The sequence below is a fragment of the Sulfitobacter sp. M13 genome, from assembly GCF_053474885.1.
This window is the reverse complement of sequence record NZ_CM130281.1, coordinates 849,026-865,838: the sequence shown is the minus strand read 5'-3', so window position 1 is coordinate 865,838 and position 16,813 is coordinate 849,026. Positions and strand designations below refer to the sequence as shown.

Sequence of the window (16,813 nt, the reverse complement as noted above, 5' to 3'; positions counted from 1 at the left end):
GCCTGCATTCGTCAGGCCCGACCGCTATTACTTAAACGTCGCGCTCTCATCAGAGGTATCGCCATGACAGACCAACCGAAAAACGCCCAGTTCCACGATACCTCCTTTCTTGAGGGGCAGAACGGCGAATACCTAGAGGCAATGTATGCCCGCTATGCAGACGACCCCAATGCGGTTGATGGCGCATGGCAGGCATTCTTCGAAGCGATGGATGACGACCACGCCGACGTGAAGGCCGAGGCCGCTGGCCCGTCCTGGGCACGCAGCGACTGGCCCCCCATGCCCCAAGACGACCTGACTGCGGCGCTGACCGGCCAATGGCCCGTCCCGACCGAAGCAAAAGCCGCCGGTCAGAAGATTACTGAAAAAGCGTCCTCCAAGGGGATCGAACTGTCTGATGCGCAGGTGCAACGTGCCGTGCTCGACAGTATCCGCGCGTTGATGCTTATCCGCGCCTACCGTATCCGTGGCCACTTGGCCGCTGACCTTGACCCGCTTGGCATGCGCGACAGCGACACCCACCCCGAACTGGACCCTGCCGCCTATGGCTTTGGTCCAAAGGACATGGATCGCCCGATCTTTATCGACAATGTGCTTGGCCTGCAGATCGCGACCATGAAGCAGATCGTCGATATCGTCAAAAGCACCTACTGCGGCACCTTCGCGCTGCAATACATGCACATCTCTGATCCCGAACAGGCCGCTTGGCTGAAAGAGCGGATCGAAGGCTACGGCAAGGAAATCCAGTTCACCCGTAATGGCCGCAAGGCCATCCTGAACAAGCTGGTAGAAGCCGAAGGCTTCGAGAAATTCCTGCACGTCAAATACATGGGCACCAAGCGCTTCGGCCTTGATGGCGGTGAATCCCTGATCCCCGCGATGGAACAGATCATCAAGCGCGGTGGTCAGCTGGGCATTCAGGACGTTGTCATCGGTATGCCGCACCGCGGCCGTCTGTCTGTGCTGGCAAACGTCATGCAGAAACCCTATCGCGCGATCTTTAACGAATTTCAGGGTGGCAGCTTTAAACCCGATGATGTCGATGGGTCCGGCGATGTGAAATACCACCTTGGCGCGTCCTCTGACCGTGAATTCGACGGCAACACCGTCCACCTGTCGCTGACCGCCAACCCCTCGCACCTTGAGGCCGTCAACCCCGTTGTTCTGGGCAAGGTCCGCGCCAAGCAGGACCAGTTGAACGACAAGGAACGCACCTCCGTTCTTCCCATATTGCTGCACGGCGATGCCGCGTTTGCCGGTCAGGGTGTTGTAGCCGAATGTTTCGCGCTGTCGGGTCTGCGCGGTCACCGCACCGGCGGGACCATGCATATCGTGGTGAACAACCAGATCGGCTTTACCACCGCGCCGCATTTCAGCCGCTCCAGCCCCTACCCCACCGATAACGCGCTGGTGGTCGAGGCACCGATTTTCCACGTCAACGGCGACGATCCCGAAGCGGTCGTACACGCCGCCCGCGTGGCCACCGAATTCCGCCAGAAGTTCCACAAAGACGTGGTGCTGGATATCATCTGCTACCGCCGCTTTGGTCACAACGAAGGCGACGAGCCGATGTTCACCAACCCGGTGATGTACAAAAAGATCAAAAAGCAAAAGACCACGCTGACGCTCTATACCGAGCGGCTGGTCAAGGACGGTCTGATCCCCGAAGGCGAAATCGAGGACATGAAGGCCGCCTTCCAAGCGAAGATGAACACCGAATTCGAGGCCGGGAAAGAATACCGCCCCAACAAGGCTGACTGGCTGGATGGCAAGTGGTCGCACCTCGATAAGGCGAAAGAAAAGAAATACCAGCGCGGCAAGACGGCCATCGCGCCCGAAACCATGGCCGATGTCGGCAAGGCGCTGTCCACCGCACCCGACGGGTTCCCGCTGCACAAAACTGTCGCGCGCCTGCTGGATGCCAAAGCCGAGATGTTCAACTCCGGTACAGGTTTCGACTGGGCCACCGCCGAGGCGCTGGCCTTTGGGTCCTTGCTGACCGAAGGGTACAAGGTACGTCTGTCCGGTCAGGACTCCTCCCGTGGCACGTTCTCTCAGCGGCACTCGGCCCTGATCAATCAGGAAAACGAAGACCGCTACTACCCGCTGAACCACATCCGCGAAGGTCAGGCAGAATACGAAGTCATCGACTCCATGCTGTCGGAATACGCGGTATTGGGCTTTGAATACGGCTACTCGCTGGCTGAACCCAACGCCCTGACCCTGTGGGAAGCCCAGTTCGGCGACTTTGCCAACGGCGCGCAGATCATGTTCGACCAGTTCATCAGCTCAGGCGAAAGCAAATGGCTGCGCATGTCCGGCCTCGTTTGCCTGATGCCGCACGGCTATGAAGGCCAAGGGCCCGAACACTCTTCTGCCCGTCTGGAACGCTTCCTGACCATGTGTGGTGGCGACAACTGGATCGTGGCCAACTGCACCACGCCTGCGAACTACTTCCACCTGCTGCGCCGCCAGTTGCACCGCAGCTACCGCAAACCGCTGATGCTGATGACGCCGAAATCGCTGCTGCGCCACAAACTGGCTGTCAGCAAGGCCGAAGAGTTCACAACCGGTTCCTCGTTCCACCGCGTCCTGTGGGACGATGCACAACAGGGCAACTCCGACACGACACTGGCGGCAGACGACAAGATCAAACGCGTCGTGATGTGTTCGGGCAAGGTTTACTACGACCTGCTGGAAGAACGCGACGCGCGTGGCATCGACGACATCTACCTGCTGCGTTTTGAACAATTCTATCCGTTCCCTGCACAATCCGCGGTAAAAGAGCTGGAACGCTTTAAGAATGCGGAAATGGTATGGTGTCAGGAAGAGCCCAAGAACCAAGGGGCCTGGACCTTTATCGAACCCAACATCGAATGGGTTCTGGGCCGCATTGACGCCACCCACACCCGTCCGACCTATGTCGGCCGCGCCACTTCGGCCTCGCCTGCAACCGGCCTTGCCTCCCAACACAAAGCACAACAAGCAGCCCTCGTTGACGATGCGCTGACCATCGAAGGAAAATAACCATGACAAGCGAAGTACGCGTCCCTACTCTGGGTGAATCCGTGACCGAAGCGACCGTGGCGACATGGTTCAAAAAGCCGGGCGATAGCGTCGCAGTTGACGAAATGCTCTGCGAGCTTGAGACGGATAAGGTCACCGTCGAAGTGCCCTCTCCCGTGGCGGGCACTCTGGCCGATATCGTTGCTGCCGAAGGCGAAACCGTCGGCGTTGATGCGCTGCTGGCCAATATCTCCGAAGGGGACGCCGCACCGGTCAAGAATGACGCGCCGAAATCCGTCGATGCCGGTGCCGAAGACGTCAAACCCCGCGATGCCGCGGATGATGTCGATGTCATGGTCCCCACACTTGGCGAATCCGTCTCTGAGGCGACAGTCAGCACTTGGTTCAAAAATGTCGGCGATCACGTCGAAGCAGACGAAATGCTGTGCGAGCTGGAAACCGACAAAGTCAGCGTCGAAGTCCCTGCGCCGGCCTCTGGCACCTTGACCCAGATCATCGCCGAAGAAGGCAGCACCGTCGAGGCAAACGGCAAGCTTGCGGTGATCAGCCAGGGCGAAGGCGGCAGCGCCAGCGCCCCTGCTGACAAAACCTCCGAGCCCAAAGCCGGCGGTCAGGTGTCTGCGCCAGGCAACGCCCCCTCGGGCGACGTCGAAGACGCGCCATCCGCCAAGAAAGCCATGGCCGAAGCAGGCATCAGCCGTGATCAGGTCACCGGCACCGGCCGTGACGGACGTGTGATGAAGGAAGACGTGGCCAAGGCCGTCGCCGCGGGGACCAACGCCGCAAAACCCGCAGCCGCCGCGCCACGCGCGCCTTCCGCCCCCCAAGACGCCTCCCGCGAGGAGCGCGTCAAGATGACCCGTCTGCGCCAGACCATCGCGAAGCGTCTGAAAGAAAGCCAGAACACCGCCGCGATGCTGACGACCTATAACGAGGTCGACATGACAGAGATCATGGCCCTGCGGAACGAATACAAAGACCTGTTCTTGAAAAAGCACGGCGTGAAACTGGGCTTCATGTCCTTCTTCACCAAGGCCTGTATCCACGCCCTGAACGAAGTCCCCGAAGTGAACGCCGAAATCGATGGCACCGATGTGGTTTACAAAAACTACGTCAATATGGGCATCGCGGCTGGAACACCAACCGGTCTGGTCGTGCCTGTGGTCAAGGACGCGCAAGCGATGTCCTTTGCCGCCATCGAAAAGGAAATCGGTGAACTCGGGGCCAAGGCCCGCGACGGCAAACTGTCGATGGCCGACATGCAGGGCGGCACTTTCACCATCTCCAACGGCGGTGTCTACGGCTCGCTGATGTCGTCGCCAATCCTGAACCCGCCGCAGTCGGGTATCTTGGGGATGCACAAGATCCAGGACCGCCCCATGGCGATCAATGGTCAGGTTGTGATCCGTCCGATGATGTATCTGGCGCTGAGCTATGACCACCGTATCGTTGACGGCAAAGGTGCTGTAACCTTCCTTGTGCGCGTCAAAGAAGCGCTCGAAGACCCACGTCGCCTGCTGATGGACCTGTAATCCACGCATTCCACCGCCCAGAAAGGACATATGATGACAGAGACCACGATCCTCGCCGCTTACGGCCTGCTCGTTATGCTGACAATCTTGCTTCAGGTTCTGGGCGGTGTCCAACAACTCAGCTTGGGCTATCTGATCTCGTCGCGCGACGAAGGCCGCTCGATGACAGGTATGACGGCCCGGGTGAAACGTGCGCTAGACAACTCCGTCGTGGCGCTCGCCCTTTTCGCGCCTGCGATCCTGCTGCTTGAACTGCTGGACCGGACCAATGCAACGTCATTGCTGGCGGCGCAGGTCTTCTTGCTTGCGCGGATCATCTACCTGCCGGTCTATGCCCTCGGCGTGCCGGCAATTCGTACCCTCGCTTGGCTGGCAGGCTTTGCGGCCACCGCCATTCTCTACTTCCTCGCTCTATAGCGGAACGCGCCCATGACACCCGAACTTACCGTTCTCACCCTTGCGGCGCTGCTTCAGGTCGCGACGTTCGTTGCCTATGCGATCCCCGCCAACCGGCAGCTTGGACCCGGCTACACCATGTCCGCGCGCGACCGTGAACCGTCAAAGTCGCTGTCCGACAGCACCGCCCGTCTGGGCCGCGCCTTTGATAACATGTTCGAAGCACTTGCTCTGTTCGCCGTTGCTGTGGTTGTGCTCCACCTGTCTGGCCAGAACACGACCTACACCGCGATCCTCGCGTGGGTCTTCCTCGCGGCCCGCGTCGCTTACGTGCCGGCCTATGCATTTGGCCTGCGCCCCGGACGCTCGCTGATCTGGGCAGTTGGCCTTGGCGCGACAGTGCTGATGCTGCTGGCCGCGCTCTTTTGATCTTCCAATTGGCATAGATCCCGGGGGCGTGCGCTTGCGCACGGGGGCAGCGCCCCCTAGCCTTGGCCACATCACGCCCCGCCCGCCTATGCCCTGACCGCCCACACCTTCCCGATTACCCACTTTCCGACCACCAAGGAGACCTTCCATGTCCAGCTACGATGTCATCATCATCGGCTCCGGCCCCGGCGGCTATGTATCCGCGATCCGCTGTGCCCAACTGGGCCTTAAAACCGCCTGCGTCGAAGGCCGCGAGACGTTGGGCGGCACGTGCCTGAACGTCGGCTGTATCCCGTCCAAAGCGCTGCTGCATGCCACCCATATGCTGCACGAAGCCGAACACAACTTTGCCGACATGGGCCTCAAGGGCAAAAGCCCGTCGGTCGACTGGGCGCAGATGCAGACCTACAAGCAGAACACGATCGACACCAACACCAAGGGGATCGAGTTCCTGTTCAAGAAGAACAAGATCGACTGGATCAAAGGCTGGGCCACCATCCCCGAGGCCGGCAAGGTCAAAGTCGGTGACGAGGTCCACGAGGCCAAGAACATCATCATCGCCACGGGCTCCGAGCCTGCCTCCCTCCCCGGCGTCGAGGTCGACGAGACTGTCGTCGTGACCTCCACCGGTGCGCTGTCGCTGAACAAGGTCCCCAAGAAACTCGTCGTGATCGGCGCAGGCGTGATCGGGCTCGAGCTTGGGTCCGTCTACGCGCGCCTCGGGACCGAAGTGACCGTCGTTGAATATCTGGACGCGATCACCCCCGGCATGGACGGCGAAGTGCAAAAGAACTTCATGCGCATTCTCAAAAAGCAAGGTGTCAACTTTGTCATGGGGGCCGCGGTGCAGGGCACAGAAGCGAGCAAAACCAAAGCCAAAGTGACCTACAAACTGCGCAAGGATGACAGCGAACACACGCTGGACGCCGACGTTGTTCTGGTGTCGACAGGCCGCAAGCCGTTCCACGACGGGCTGGGCCTTGAAAGTCTGGGCGTCGCGCTTACCAAACGCGGCCAGATCGCGGTGAACGACACGTGGGAAACCTCTGTCAAAGGCATCTACGCCATCGGCGATGTGATCGAAGGCCCGATGCTGGCCCACAAAGCCGAAGACGAAGGCATGGCCGCCGCAGAGGTCGTGGCGGGCAAGCATGGTCACGTGAACTATGGCGTGATCCCCGGCGTGATTTACACCCACCCCGAAGTGGCCAATGTCGGTGCCACCGAAGAGCAACTGAAAGAAGAAGGCCGCGCCTATAAGGTCGGCAAGTTCAGCTTTATGGGCAACGCCCGAGCCAAGGCCGTCTTCGCGGGCGAAGGCTTCGTCAAGCTAATCGCCGACAAGGAAACCGACCGTATCCTTGGCGCACATATCATCGGCCCCGGTGCCGGCGATCTGATCCACGAGGTCTGCGTCGCGATGGAATTCGGTGCCTCTGCCGAAGATCTGGCCATGACCTGCCACGCGCACCCGACCTATTCCGAAGCGGTCCGCGAAGCCGCACTGGCCTGCGGGGACGGTGCAATCCACATGTAAGGCAGCCGCCTGCAGTGAAACGACAAAGGGTGGACCGATAGGCCCACCCTTTTTTATTGTGTTCTAATTGTATTGCGCGTCGATCCGTGTTGGCAGCGCCTATGTCGGTTGAAATGCCTTGAAGCCCGCCTCTGACAGCAGCGCGTCTGACCGTGTCTCGACCGTTTTTTCGAGAATTTCCATGAACGTGCCCCGCTCCAGCCCCGGCGCAATCGGGGTCAGGAATTCGACCACCGCAATACCCGGTCGCCGGTACAGCCCGCGCCTTGGCCAGAAGTATCCGGCGTTGGTAGCAACGGGGATGCAGGGCTGGTTCATCTGCTCGTACAGCGCGGCAGTGCCCGCCTTATAGGGCACGGACAGGCCGGGGGCGACGCGTGTGCCCTGCGAATAGATAACGAGCTGGCCCGGTTCCGCTTCGCCCGCTTTAACATCGGCCAGCATCTTGGAAATCGCCGCACCGCGTTTGCCCCGATTTACCGCGATCATCTGCATGCGTTTAGCGTATTGCCCAATCACCGGCGTGAACAAAATTTCACGCTTCATGATGAATTTCGCGCGCGGCAGGGCATGGAAGATCATCAGGATATCAAGAAATGACTGGTGTTTAGCGGCAACCAGCACAGCCCCGTCCGGCACGTCGCCGCGGACCTCGCACCCCAGCCCCACGATGACCTTGGCCATCCACATGGTCCCTGCCGCATAGGCCTTGCACGCGGCATAGGCCCCCCGCCGCGAGAACATGGCCCAAGGTGCGTAAAACAACCCGATCATGGGCATATAGACGGTGGCCAGCACGATGAAGGTGATCGATCGTACCCACTGCAACATCATGCAAGGTCCTTCAGTGTACGGCGCGCCGCGGCCCCTGTCGCGGCAAACGCCACCCCACCAGAGAGAAACGGGATCACCAACGGCACAATCCAGTGCCAGCCCTGAAAGCCCAAGCCGGTCAGAAAGCCCCCTGCGTCCGCGGTGCTTGGCAGCAGCAGAATGGCAAGCAGCCCCAGCCCCGTACCCGCCGCAGCCCCCGATAGCGCACGCAGAGTGAAGCGCCGGATGAAAGCCTGTGCGATATAGCTGTCGGTCGCGCCCACCAGACGCAGCACGGCGATGACCTGAGCGTTGGCCGACAGCGCTGCATTGGCGGCAAGTGTCACCATCGCGGCAAGGGTCGCGATGATCAGCGTCATGGACACCCAGCCCAGAAGCTTCAGCCGCGATGCCGCTTTGACCAGCGGTGCGCGCCAGCGGCTGTGGTTGTCCAGCACCGCCCCGGGCACCTCTGCCGCAAGGCGCAAGCGCAGACCGTCGGCGTCCATGCCGTCGTCTTCTTCGATAATCTCGATCAGGCGCGGTACCGGCAGGGCGTCAATCGCCAGCTCTGGTCCGAACCAAGGGGCCAGCAGTGATTGCTGTTCTTCATCGGTCAATGCACGCGCCGTGGCGACGCCTTTGGTGGTCTCGAGGATGCGCAGCGCGGCGTCGGTCTGGGCACTGCGCTGGTCAATGGGCGCTACGACGCGGATCGTTGCGGTACGCGCCAGCTCTTGCCCCCAGATATGCGCCAACCGCCCCGACGCGAGCGACAGCGCCAGCGCAAATACCGCCAGAAAAGCCATTGTTGCGGCAGCAAACAAGGTCAGCTGCGCGGTAAATCCTGACGGTGGCACCACACGGTCCGCTTGACGGTCGCCGTTCCACAGTGACGTCAGCGCAATGCGCAATATCTTCATAGATCCGCCCCCGCCAGCTGGATGCGGCGGTTCGCGATGCGCAGCACCCGCGCCTGCACCTGTGCCTTGGTGGCGCGGATAAGTCCCAGATCATGGGTCGCGATCAGCACCGTCTTGCCCATGCGGTTCAGCTCGACCAGCAGGCGCAACAACCGCTGCGACATCTCCCAGTCGACGTTGCCAGTGGGTTCATCCGCAAGCACCACATCGGGCGACATGATCACCGCACGGGCCAATGCGGCCCGTTGGCGTTCACCGCCCGACAGTTCTGGTGGCAGCGCATCGGCACGGCTGCTGAGCCCGACCCAGGACAGCAGCTCTTGCAGATCTTCACCGCCGGTTTCCGCATGGCGGCCCGAAACGGTCAGCGGCAGCCCGATGTTTTCGGCCACCGGCAGATGGTTCAGGAACTGACAGTCCTGATGCACCACGCCCACACGCCGCCGGATCATCGCAATGTCGTCGCGTTCCATTGTGCGGACGTCCTTGTCAAACAGCGACACATGCCCTGCCGTCGGCAGCAGCGCACCATAGCACAACTTCATCAAGGTGGTTTTGCCAGAGCCGGACGGACCCGTCAGAAAATGGAACGATCCCGGTGCCAGCTTGACCGAGATATCGGACAAAAGCTCGCCCCCGCCATAGCTGTAGGCCACGTTTTCAAACTCGATCACACGCATATCCCGCTTGGTTTGAACTGTTGTGCCCCAGCACCGCTTGGGTTTCAATGCACCCCGGCGCAGGCATTGCATGAAGATTGCACTTTTCCTACGGTTTTCTAGGACATAAGGTTGATCTGACGTGAAAACAAAGAGGTTTCCAATGGCTCGGTGCGCAACATGAGACTGATCTGTCCCAATTGCGATGCGCAGTACGAAGTGCCGGACGAGGTGATGCCCTTGTCCGGGCGTGATGTGCAATGCTCCAACTGCGGCCAGACCTGGTTCCAGCATCACCCCGATTTCATGCCCCTTGACGAAGAGGATGGCGGCCGGCTTAGCACTGTCACCGCTGCCGTGTCGCAGCCCGATGAGGATACCCCCAAGGTAAACCCAGCCCCCGCTGACACGCCCGCAGAGCCGGAACCGGCACAGCCAGCCCCTGTGCCTCCTGCCGCGCCGCCCCGCAAACAGCTTGACCCCTCGGTTGCTGATATTTTGCGCCAAGAGGCCGAAGCCGAACAGGAAGCCCGCCGTCGCCGTCAGGCAGAGCCGCTGGAAAGCCAGCCCGAGCTGGGTCTGCAAGAGGCGGATCACCCAAGCGAGAGCGACCGTGCGCAGCAGGCCAAGGTCCGCATGTCGCGTCTGCGCGGCGAGGCGCAACCCAGCGTGGCCGAAACCAATGCGGCGGCGGCTGTCGGATCGCGCCGTGAATTGCTGCCCGACATCGAAGAAATCAATTCGACCCTGCGCACCGGATCAGAGCGACGCACAATCCCCAATGCCGGTGGCGACGCCGCACAGCCTGATCCGCAAAAGCGCAGCGGGTTTAGCCGCGGTTTCGTGCTGATCGTGCTACTCGCGTCGGTGCTGGTGCTGCTCTATGTCTTTTCGCCGCAGATTTCAGAGGCTGTTCCTGCGTTGCGCCCCTATCTTGCCAGCTATGTGGCGCAGGTGGATAACGGACGGCAATGGCTTGACGGTGCATTGCAGGTGTCGCTGCAATGGCTCGATGCGCGGGCATCCCAGTCAGGCAGCTAGGGCCGCGCGGGCAGCCTGCGCTGACGCCTAGACTGCAACAAGCGTATCAGAACCGGTCAAGCAGACGGCGCAGGTAATCGCGTTCAACCTCTGGCCGTGTCGCCTCGCCCGAGCGACGGCGGATTTCGTCCAGCAGTTCGCGTGCACGGCCATAGGCGTCATTATCAAGCGCAAGTTCGCCCTCTGACCCCTGTGGGCCATTGGCACCCTGTTCACGGCCCAGAGGATCCTGATTCTCGGCACGGCGGTTGCCTTGGGCTGTGCCCTGCCCCGGTTCGGACGCCTGCTGGTCTTGATCCATCGCCTCGCCCAAGGCGCGCATCCCCTCGCGCAGCGCTTCCATTGCCTGCGACTGGTTGTCGATCGCTTCGGCCAGATCATCGCGGCGCAGCGCCTCTTCGGCACCGTCCATGGCACGACCGGCGCGGTCCAGTGCATCACTGGCAGCGTCGCCTTCGGGGGTGCCGCCACCGGGCAGACGCCCCTCTTGGCGGCGCAGTTCATCGCGCAGTGCCTGCTGGCGGTCCGCAATTGATCCTTGCCCCTGTCCGGGTTCGCCTTGGCCGTTGTTCTGACCGGGTTGCTGCCCCGGTTGGCCCGGCTGGTTCCCGTCCTGCGGCGGGCCGGACTGTTGGCCCTGTTCCTGCCCCTGCTGCTGGCCGTCATCCGCGTTGGGGTTGAAACGGTCCTGCAAATCGCGAAACGCCTGATCGCTCAGCTCTTGCTGTTCGCGCAGACTGTCGGCGAGCCCCTCCATCGCCTGCTCACCCGGAGATTGCCCACCTTCACCCGGCGGACCTTGGGTGACGCGCATGTTCTCCATCATCTCTTGCAGCTCGCGCAGCGCCTGTTCAGCCTCCGCCATCCGGCCCTCTTCCATCAGCTCTTGGATGCGGTCCATCATGCGTTGCAGGTCGTCCTGCGTCATCTGCATGGTCTCGCCCTGCTGCTGTTCGCCGTCTTGCCCTTCTTGCGCCTGCTGGCGTTGCAGCTGGCGCATGTAGTCGTCAGTGGCGCGGCGCAGCTCTTCCATCAGCTCTGCGATCTCGGCATCCGAGGCACCGTTCTTCATCGCCTCTTGCAGACGTTCTTGCGCCCGGCGCATCCGGTCGAGCGCATCGGCCAGCACGCCCTCTTCCAGTTCAATCGCCAAATCCCACAGGTCATCCGCGATCTCGGTCTGCACCTCGTCTGGCAATCCATAGCGGGCGCGAATTTCGATCCGTTCAATCAGCCGCCGCAGACGCAGCGCTGCCGTGTCAGAGCGGAACACATCCGCAGGGCGATAGGACACCGCCCGCAACACCTGCGCGAGACTGTCGGCATTGCCTTTGGACCACAGCAGATCGCGCCGCTGTTCGATCACCGCCGCCGCCAGCGGGTCGAAAAAGCGCCGACCCGGCAGGATCATTTGCGTCGGTGGAGTGGTCGCCTGCTGCTCTGATGCGTCCAGCACGCTGAGCGAAACCTCGACTGGCAGGTTGGCCCAAGGGTGTTTCGAAAAATCGTCGATCAGGTTTTCTTCGAAATCGCGGCGATCCCCCGCAATGGGCAGCGACAGTGGTACGATCAGCTTTGCACGCGGGTCAGGGGCGATGGTCAGCCCATAGCGCCGATCCACGGCGGTCAGATCCAGATCGATCCGCGCCTCGCCCGCCTCTACGCCATAATCATCCCGCGCCACGAACGGCAGCTGCATCTCGCCAAGCGCGGTCACGTCCGGCGGTCCGGTAATTTCAATCTGCGGCTTGGCATCGGGCAGCATTGTCACGTTCCACGCCCGCCCGTTCGGCCCCTCGATGGCGATCTGCCCGCTTTGCGTGACCTTGAAATCCTGCACGATTGCGGGGGCGTCCCCCTTTGGTTGGGACTTGCCCGAAACGGTCTCGGAAACAGACAACGCACCGACTTCGCCATACATGCGCAGGGTGATCAGCGTGCCCGCAGGCAGGTTCAGCGGCCCTTCGGCAAGGTCTGACAAATACAGCGTCGGCTTGCCGGTATAGCGCGGCGGCTCGGCCCAGCCTTCCCAGACCGGACCCGAGGCCAAAGCCCCCCCGCCCGCGGTCAATCCCGCCACCGATCCGATGCGCAGCACCGATCCGAAAACCACCGCGGTCACAAAGGCCAGTAGTGCCACATAGCGCAATGCGAAAGGGTCACGCCCTGCGACGCGCAAATCTGCAGGCACCGCCTGCGCGGTCGCTGCACGGGCGGCCATGCGGCGCTGGTGCGCCTGCCACACCGCGGCAGAGGCGTCATCCCCCGTACCGATCGCCTGCACATCCATCAGCGCTTGAATAGGACGTCCGGGCAGGCTGGCGTCAAGGCGGGTCAGCGCCTCTATCCGGCGGGGAAACCGCAGGTGGCGCAGTGCATAAACCAGCGCCCCCACCCCCGTGAGCCCCACAACGACGACAGCGCCCATCACCACGGACATCGGAACGCTATCGAGCAACCCCAGCATCAGCACAGCCAGCACCGCCAGCACCAATGCCATCAGCGGCCAGAACGCCTGCACCACTACCTCTGCCCAGATACCGGCCCACGTCAGACGCAAGGGCCAGCGGATCGCCTTGAGACCCTGCTCGGGCGTGGTGTCGTGATCCTTGGCGGTGAAAAGCGTCATGCGGGCCCTGCCTTTAAAAGCCGGACACGCAAAGCGCGGTCACAGCCATTCAGGAATGGTATCGCGATTTATCATTTCGTCAAAGGTCGGGCGTCGGCGGATAACCGCAAATTGATCGCCATGGACCAAGACCTCGGGGATCAGCGCGCGCGAATTATATTCGCTGGCCATCACCGCGCCATAGGCACCTGCGCTGCGAAACGCCACCAGATCGCCTGCAACCAGCTTTGGCATCATACGCTGTTTGGCAAAGGTATCACCGGATTCGCAGACTGGTCCGACGATGTCATAGGGCTGCTGCTCTGCCCCCGCCTCGGCTTCGACGACGGGCACGATGTCGTGGTAGGCGTCGTACATGGCGGGGCGGATCAGGTCGTTCATCGCGCCGTCGATGATCAGGAAATCGCGGCCCTCGCCAGATTTGACATAGATCACCTCGCTCACCATCAGGCCCGCGTTGCCCGCGATCAGGCGGCCCGGTTCGATCTCGATTTCGCAGCCCAGATGGCCAAGCGTCTTTTGCACCATCGCACCATAGTCTGTGGGCAGTGGCGGGGCCGCGTTGCTGCGCTCATACGGGATACCCAGACCCCCGCCCAAATCCAGACGGCGGATGGTATGCCCGTCGGCACGCAGCTGTTCTGTCAGCTCGGCAACCTTCTGGTACGCGAGTTCGAATGGCGTCAGATCGGTCAACTGGCTGCCGATGTGCACGTCGATGCCCACGACCTCCAGCCCCGGCATCGCGGCGGCCATGCGGTAGACTTCGCGCGCACGGGCGATGGGGATGCCGAACTTGTTCTCGGACTTGCCGGTGGCAATCTTGGCGTGCGTTTTGGCGTCGACATCGGGGTTCACACGGATCGTGATCGGCGCGACCTTGTTCATAGAGCGTGCGACGGCGTCCAGCACCGCCATCTCGGGTTCGGATTCGACGTTGAACTGCCGGATGCCGCCTTCGAGGGCGAGCCGGATTTCCGACACTGTTTTGCCTACGCCTGAAAAAACGATCTTGTCACCCGGTACGCCTGCCGCCTTGGCACGCAGATATTCGCCCGCCGACACCACATCCATGCCCGCACCGGCCTGTGCCAGCGTTTTCAGAACCGCCTGGTTTGAATTCGCCTTCATCGCGTAGCAAACCAAATGGTCCATCCCGTCGAGCGCATCATCAAACGCCTTGAAGTGGCGCAAAAGCGTGGCGGTTGAATAGACGTAAAAAGGCGTGCCGACCGCGGCTGCGATTTCGGATACGGCGACATCTTCGGCGAACAGCGCGCCATCACGGTACAGGAAATGATCCATGTTTTCGGGCTCCTAAGCTTTTCCCGCCGAAAGCTGCCGGCGATATTTTAAAGGCGGCGGACCGCAGGAAAAGAGACAGCGGCAGACCATTGCCTACCCCAATACCAAAGGGCGCGGGAATGGCAATCAACGCCAGTCGCCCCAAAGGTCAGAACGTCTTGGAAACACCGACATCCACATGCCCCGAGACATGCACCCCGGGTTGGTAGTTACTGCGGTTCTTGCGGGTGCTGGTGTCCGTCGCGGGGGGGTAGGCGCGGCTGTCATAGGCAGGTGGCGCATGGGCTTGCGGGCCGTCACAGCCCGCCAGCACCGCCACCGCGATCACAGCCAGAGCCGCCGCGCGGATCATAGCGCCGCCCCCAGACCCAGCCGGAACGGGCCGCGGCCAAGGGTGACTCCTGTCCCGACCGACATGCCTGACGACGACAGCGTCACCGTGCTATTGACCTGCGGCGGCACGGGTTCCCCGTCCACACCACAGGCGGCGAGGGTCAGCAACAAGGCAATAACGGCGACGGGTTTCATCCGATGATCCCTTTCCAACGGGCCACCTGCGCGCGCACTTGGGCAGGTGCGGTCCCGCCATAAGACATACGCGAATTGACAGAATTTTCCACGCCCAAAACGTCAAAGACGTCCGACGTGATGTCGCCATGAGCGGATTGCATCTGCTCCAGCGTCAGGTCCGGCAGGTCGCAGCCGTTCTGTTCGGCCAGTGCTACCAACGATCCGGTGATGTGGTGCGCATCGCGGAACGGCAGCCCCAGCACGCGGACCAGCCAGTCGGCCAGATCCGTCGCGGTGGAAAAGCCCGACCCCGCCGCTGCCGCAAGGCTTTCGCGGTTGGCGGACATATCCTTGACCATGCCTTCCATCGCGGCCAGTGCCAGCATCAGGTTGTCGGCGGCGTCAAAGACCTGTTCTTTGTCTTCCTGCATGTCCTTGGAATAGGCCAGCGGCAGCCCCTTCATCACCATCATCAGCGCCACATTGGCCCCCATGATGCGACCGATCTTGGCGCGGATCAGCTCTGCCGCGTCGGGGTTTTTCTTCTGCGGCATGATGCTGGACCCGGTCGAGAAACGGTCCGACAGGGTCACGAAACGGAATTGCGCCGACGACCAGATCACCAGTTCTTCGGCGAAACGGCTCAGGTGCATGGCGCAGATCGACGCCGCGCCTAGGAAATCCAACGCAAAGTCACGGTCGCTGACCGCATCGAGCGAGTTGGCCGACGGGCGGTCAAAGCCAAGCGCCTGCGCCGTCATGTCGCGGTCGATTGGAAAGGATGTGCCAGCCAGTGCCGCAGCGCCCAGAGGCGATTCATTCATCCGTGTCCGTGCGTCCCGCATACGGCTCAGGTCGCGGCCAAACATCTCGACATAAGCCATCATGTGATGGCCCCAAGTGACCGGCTGCGCGGTTTGCAAATGGGTGAAACCGGGCATTACCCAATCGGCCCCGGCCTCTGCCTGATCCAGCAACGCCTTGATCAACGCCAACAATCCGCTTTCGGCGGCGTCGAACTGGTCGCGGGTCCACAGCTTGAAATCTGTCGCCACCTGATCGTTGCGCGACCGGCCCGTGTGCAGACGCCCTGCCGGTTCGCCGATAACTTCTTTCAAGCGCGCCTCGACGTTCATGTGAATATCTTCCAGCGCGGCCGAATAAGCGAAGGTACCGCCCTCGATCTCTGACAACACCGTGAGCAGGCCTTTTCGAATGGCGTCGGCATCGTTATCACTAATGATGTCTTGTGCAGCCAACATGGCGGCATGGGCGCGCGACCCGGCAATGTCCTGGGCGGCCATACGCTGGTCAAACGAGATCGAGGCGTTGATCGCCTCCATGATCGCGTCTGGTCCGGCGGCAAAACGGCCACCCCACATTTTGTTCGAAGTCGTTTCGGTCATCAGGCAACCCCTCGGAGGGAAAATGAAAAAGATTATGCTCGCGCTCGTTTATACGGCCCTTGCCCTTGGTGCAAACCCCAGCTTTGCCCAAAGCGCCGACATCAAGACCCTTCGCGACGGTGATATGAAGAAACTGGTCGTCCACGGTTCCCCCGTCGCCACGTCGTCTGTCGCATTCCAGCTTGAGGATGACGGCGGCGAAACCACGCTTGAGGCATGGCAGGGCAAATATGTGCTGGTCAACTTCTGGGCCACATGGTGCGCGCCGTGCCGCAAGGAAATGCCCCAGCTGAACGCGTTGCAAAAGGAATTCGGCGGGGATGATTTCGAGGTGCTGACAATTGCGACAGGCCGCAATACGCCTGACGGGATCAAACGGTTCTTTGAGGACGCGGGTGTCGACAGCCTGCCCCGTCACCAAGACCCCAAACAGGCGTTGGCCAGCCAGATGGGCATCTTCGGGCTACCGATCACCGTGGTGATGGACCCTGAAGGCCGCGAGATTGCCCGCCTGCGCGGCGATGCGGATTGGTCCAGCGACAGTGCAAAAGCCATCGTTCAGGCGTTGATCTCGGGCAAGACAGACAGCTAACCCCACTGCAAAGC

At 61.6% G+C, this 16,813-nt stretch carries 15 protein-coding genes; 7 read left to right on the top strand and 8 right to left on the bottom strand.

Translation table 11 applies throughout. From position 1 onward, the window contains the following. The first annotated feature begins 63 nt into the window (after positions 1-63). The 5 genes from ACVBAU_RS04065 (at position 64) to lpdA (ending at position 6,921) form a co-directional block, all read left to right on the top strand. On the top strand, positions 64-3,027 hold the full coding sequence (locus ACVBAU_RS04065) for a 2-oxoglutarate dehydrogenase E1 component (RefSeq protein ID WP_138924313.1): 2,964 nt from the start codon (positions 64-66) through the stop codon (positions 3,025-3,027). Positions 3,028-3,029: 2 nt separating this feature from the next. Further along, a complete protein-coding gene (gene odhB, locus ACVBAU_RS04060; RefSeq protein WP_138924314.1) occupies positions 3,030-4,559 on the top strand; it encodes a 2-oxoglutarate dehydrogenase complex dihydrolipoyllysine-residue succinyltransferase in 1,530 nt (509 codons plus the stop codon). 30 nt (positions 4,560-4,589) lie between these two features. After that, on the top strand, positions 4,590-4,976 hold the full coding sequence (locus ACVBAU_RS04055; protein ID WP_138924315.1) for an MAPEG family protein: 387 nt from the start codon (positions 4,590-4,592) through the stop codon (positions 4,974-4,976). Between the two features lie 12 nt (positions 4,977-4,988). Further along, a complete protein-coding gene (locus ACVBAU_RS04050; RefSeq protein WP_138924316.1) occupies positions 4,989-5,384 on the top strand; it encodes an MAPEG family protein in 396 nt (131 codons plus the stop codon). A 148-nt stretch (positions 5,385-5,532) separates the two neighbouring features. After that, complete coding sequence (gene lpdA / locus ACVBAU_RS04045; protein WP_138924317.1) at positions 5,533-6,921, top strand: dihydrolipoyl dehydrogenase; 1,389 nt, start codon at positions 5,533-5,535, stop codon at positions 6,919-6,921. 99 nt (positions 6,922-7,020) lie between these two features. On the opposite strand, the gene ACVBAU_RS04040 is transcribed toward lpdA, so the two are convergent. From ACVBAU_RS04040 to ACVBAU_RS04030, 3 genes are read right to left on the bottom strand one after another with little or no spacing between them, the layout of a single operon-like run. Next, entirely contained in the window at positions 7,021-7,752 is a 732-nt protein-coding gene (locus tag ACVBAU_RS04040) for a lysophospholipid acyltransferase family protein (RefSeq protein WP_138925189.1), read from the bottom strand. Then, on the bottom strand, positions 7,752-8,657 hold the full coding sequence (locus ACVBAU_RS04035) for a cell division protein FtsX (RefSeq protein ID WP_138924318.1): 906 nt from the start codon (positions 8,655-8,657) through the stop codon (positions 7,752-7,754). Before ACVBAU_RS04035 ends, ACVBAU_RS04040 begins: the two co-directional genes overlap by 1 nt. Next, positions 8,654-9,331: a cell division ATP-binding protein FtsE gene (locus tag ACVBAU_RS04030; protein WP_138925190.1), complete on the bottom strand. Its 678-nt coding sequence runs from the start codon at positions 9,329-9,331 to the stop codon at positions 8,654-8,656. The genes ACVBAU_RS04035 and ACVBAU_RS04030 overlap by 4 nt, the downstream gene beginning before the upstream one ends. Before the next feature lie 165 nt (positions 9,332-9,496). On the opposite strand from ACVBAU_RS04030, the gene ACVBAU_RS04025 reads away from it, so the two are divergent. Continuing rightward, positions 9,497-10,357 carry a zinc-ribbon domain-containing protein gene (locus ACVBAU_RS04025; RefSeq protein ID WP_448328023.1) on the top strand — a complete coding sequence of 287 codons (861 nt, stop codon included), beginning with the start codon at positions 9,497-9,499 and terminating at the stop codon, positions 10,355-10,357. A gap of 46 nt (positions 10,358-10,403) precedes the next feature. Here the strand turns inward: ACVBAU_RS04025 and ACVBAU_RS04020 are convergent, their stop codons facing one another. From ACVBAU_RS04020 to argH, 5 genes are all read right to left on the bottom strand, one after another. Next, on the bottom strand, positions 10,404-12,986 hold the full coding sequence (locus tag ACVBAU_RS04020) for a TIGR02302 family protein (RefSeq protein ID WP_448328021.1): 2,583 nt from the start codon (positions 12,984-12,986) through the stop codon (positions 10,404-10,406). Positions 12,987-13,025: 39 nt separating this feature from the next. Beyond that, positions 13,026-14,291: a diaminopimelate decarboxylase gene (lysA, locus tag ACVBAU_RS04015; RefSeq protein ID WP_335744804.1), complete on the bottom strand. Its 1,266-nt coding sequence runs from the start codon at positions 14,289-14,291 to the stop codon at positions 13,026-13,028. 148 nt (positions 14,292-14,439) lie between these two features. Next, complete coding sequence (locus tag ACVBAU_RS04010; RefSeq protein WP_448328019.1) at positions 14,440-14,643, bottom strand: hypothetical protein; 204 nt, start codon at positions 14,641-14,643, stop codon at positions 14,440-14,442. After that, positions 14,640-14,819, bottom strand: coding sequence for a hypothetical protein (locus ACVBAU_RS04005; protein WP_448328017.1), 180 nt, complete (start codon positions 14,817-14,819; stop codon positions 14,640-14,642). Before ACVBAU_RS04005 ends, ACVBAU_RS04010 begins: the two co-directional genes overlap by 4 nt. Continuing rightward, complete coding sequence (gene argH, locus ACVBAU_RS04000) at positions 14,816-16,207, bottom strand: argininosuccinate lyase (RefSeq protein WP_448328015.1); 1,392 nt, start codon at positions 16,205-16,207, stop codon at positions 14,816-14,818. Before argH ends, ACVBAU_RS04005 begins: the two co-directional genes overlap by 4 nt. Positions 16,208-16,229: 22 nt before the next feature. Between argH and ACVBAU_RS03995 the strand changes: the two genes are divergently transcribed. Next, the gene (locus tag ACVBAU_RS03995) at positions 16,230-16,799 is read left to right on the top strand and encodes a TlpA disulfide reductase family protein (RefSeq protein ID WP_448328013.1); all 570 of its coding nucleotides are present in this window, start codon (positions 16,230-16,232) and stop codon (positions 16,797-16,799) included. The last annotated feature ends 14 nt before the right edge of the window (positions 16,800-16,813 follow it).

What these genes read in the sequence shown, in the direction of transcription:
- ACVBAU_RS04065 (WP_138924313.1), top strand. Translation starts at nt 64, where the DNA reads ATGACAGACCAACCGAAAAACGCCCAGTTCCACGATACCTCCTTTCTT.
- odhB (WP_138924314.1), top strand. Translation starts at nt 3,030, where the DNA reads ATGACAAGCGAAGTACGCGTCCCTACTCTGGGTGAATCCGTGACCGAA.
- ACVBAU_RS04055 (WP_138924315.1), top strand. Translation starts at nt 4,590, where the DNA reads ATGATGACAGAGACCACGATCCTCGCCGCTTACGGCCTGCTCGTTATG.
- ACVBAU_RS04050 (WP_138924316.1), top strand. Translation starts at nt 4,989, where the DNA reads ATGACACCCGAACTTACCGTTCTCACCCTTGCGGCGCTGCTTCAGGTC.
- lpdA (WP_138924317.1), top strand. Translation starts at nt 5,533, where the DNA reads ATGTCCAGCTACGATGTCATCATCATCGGCTCCGGCCCCGGCGGCTAT.
- ACVBAU_RS04040 (WP_138925189.1), bottom strand. Translation starts at nt 7,752, where the DNA reads ATGTTGCAGTGGGTACGATCGATCACCTTCATCGTGCTGGCCACCGTC.
- ACVBAU_RS04035 (WP_138924318.1), bottom strand. Translation starts at nt 8,657, where the DNA reads ATGAAGATATTGCGCATTGCGCTGACGTCACTGTGGAACGGCGACCGT.
- ACVBAU_RS04025 (WP_448328023.1), top strand. Translation starts at nt 9,497, where the DNA reads ATGAGACTGATCTGTCCCAATTGCGATGCGCAGTACGAAGTGCCGGAC.
- ACVBAU_RS04020 (WP_448328021.1), bottom strand. Translation starts at nt 12,986, where the DNA reads ATGACGCTTTTCACCGCCAAGGATCACGACACCACGCCCGAGCAGGGT.
- lysA (WP_335744804.1), bottom strand. Translation starts at nt 14,291, where the DNA reads ATGGATCATTTCCTGTACCGTGATGGCGCGCTGTTCGCCGAAGATGTC.
- ACVBAU_RS04010 (WP_448328019.1), bottom strand. Translation starts at nt 14,643, where the DNA reads ATGATCCGCGCGGCGGCTCTGGCTGTGATCGCGGTGGCGGTGCTGGCG.
- ACVBAU_RS04005 (WP_448328017.1), bottom strand. Translation starts at nt 14,819, where the DNA reads ATGAAACCCGTCGCCGTTATTGCCTTGTTGCTGACCCTCGCCGCCTGT.
- argH (WP_448328015.1), bottom strand. Translation starts at nt 16,207, where the DNA reads ATGACCGAAACGACTTCGAACAAAATGTGGGGTGGCCGTTTTGCCGCC.
- ACVBAU_RS03995 (WP_448328013.1), top strand. Translation starts at nt 16,230, where the DNA reads ATGAAAAAGATTATGCTCGCGCTCGTTTATACGGCCCTTGCCCTTGGT.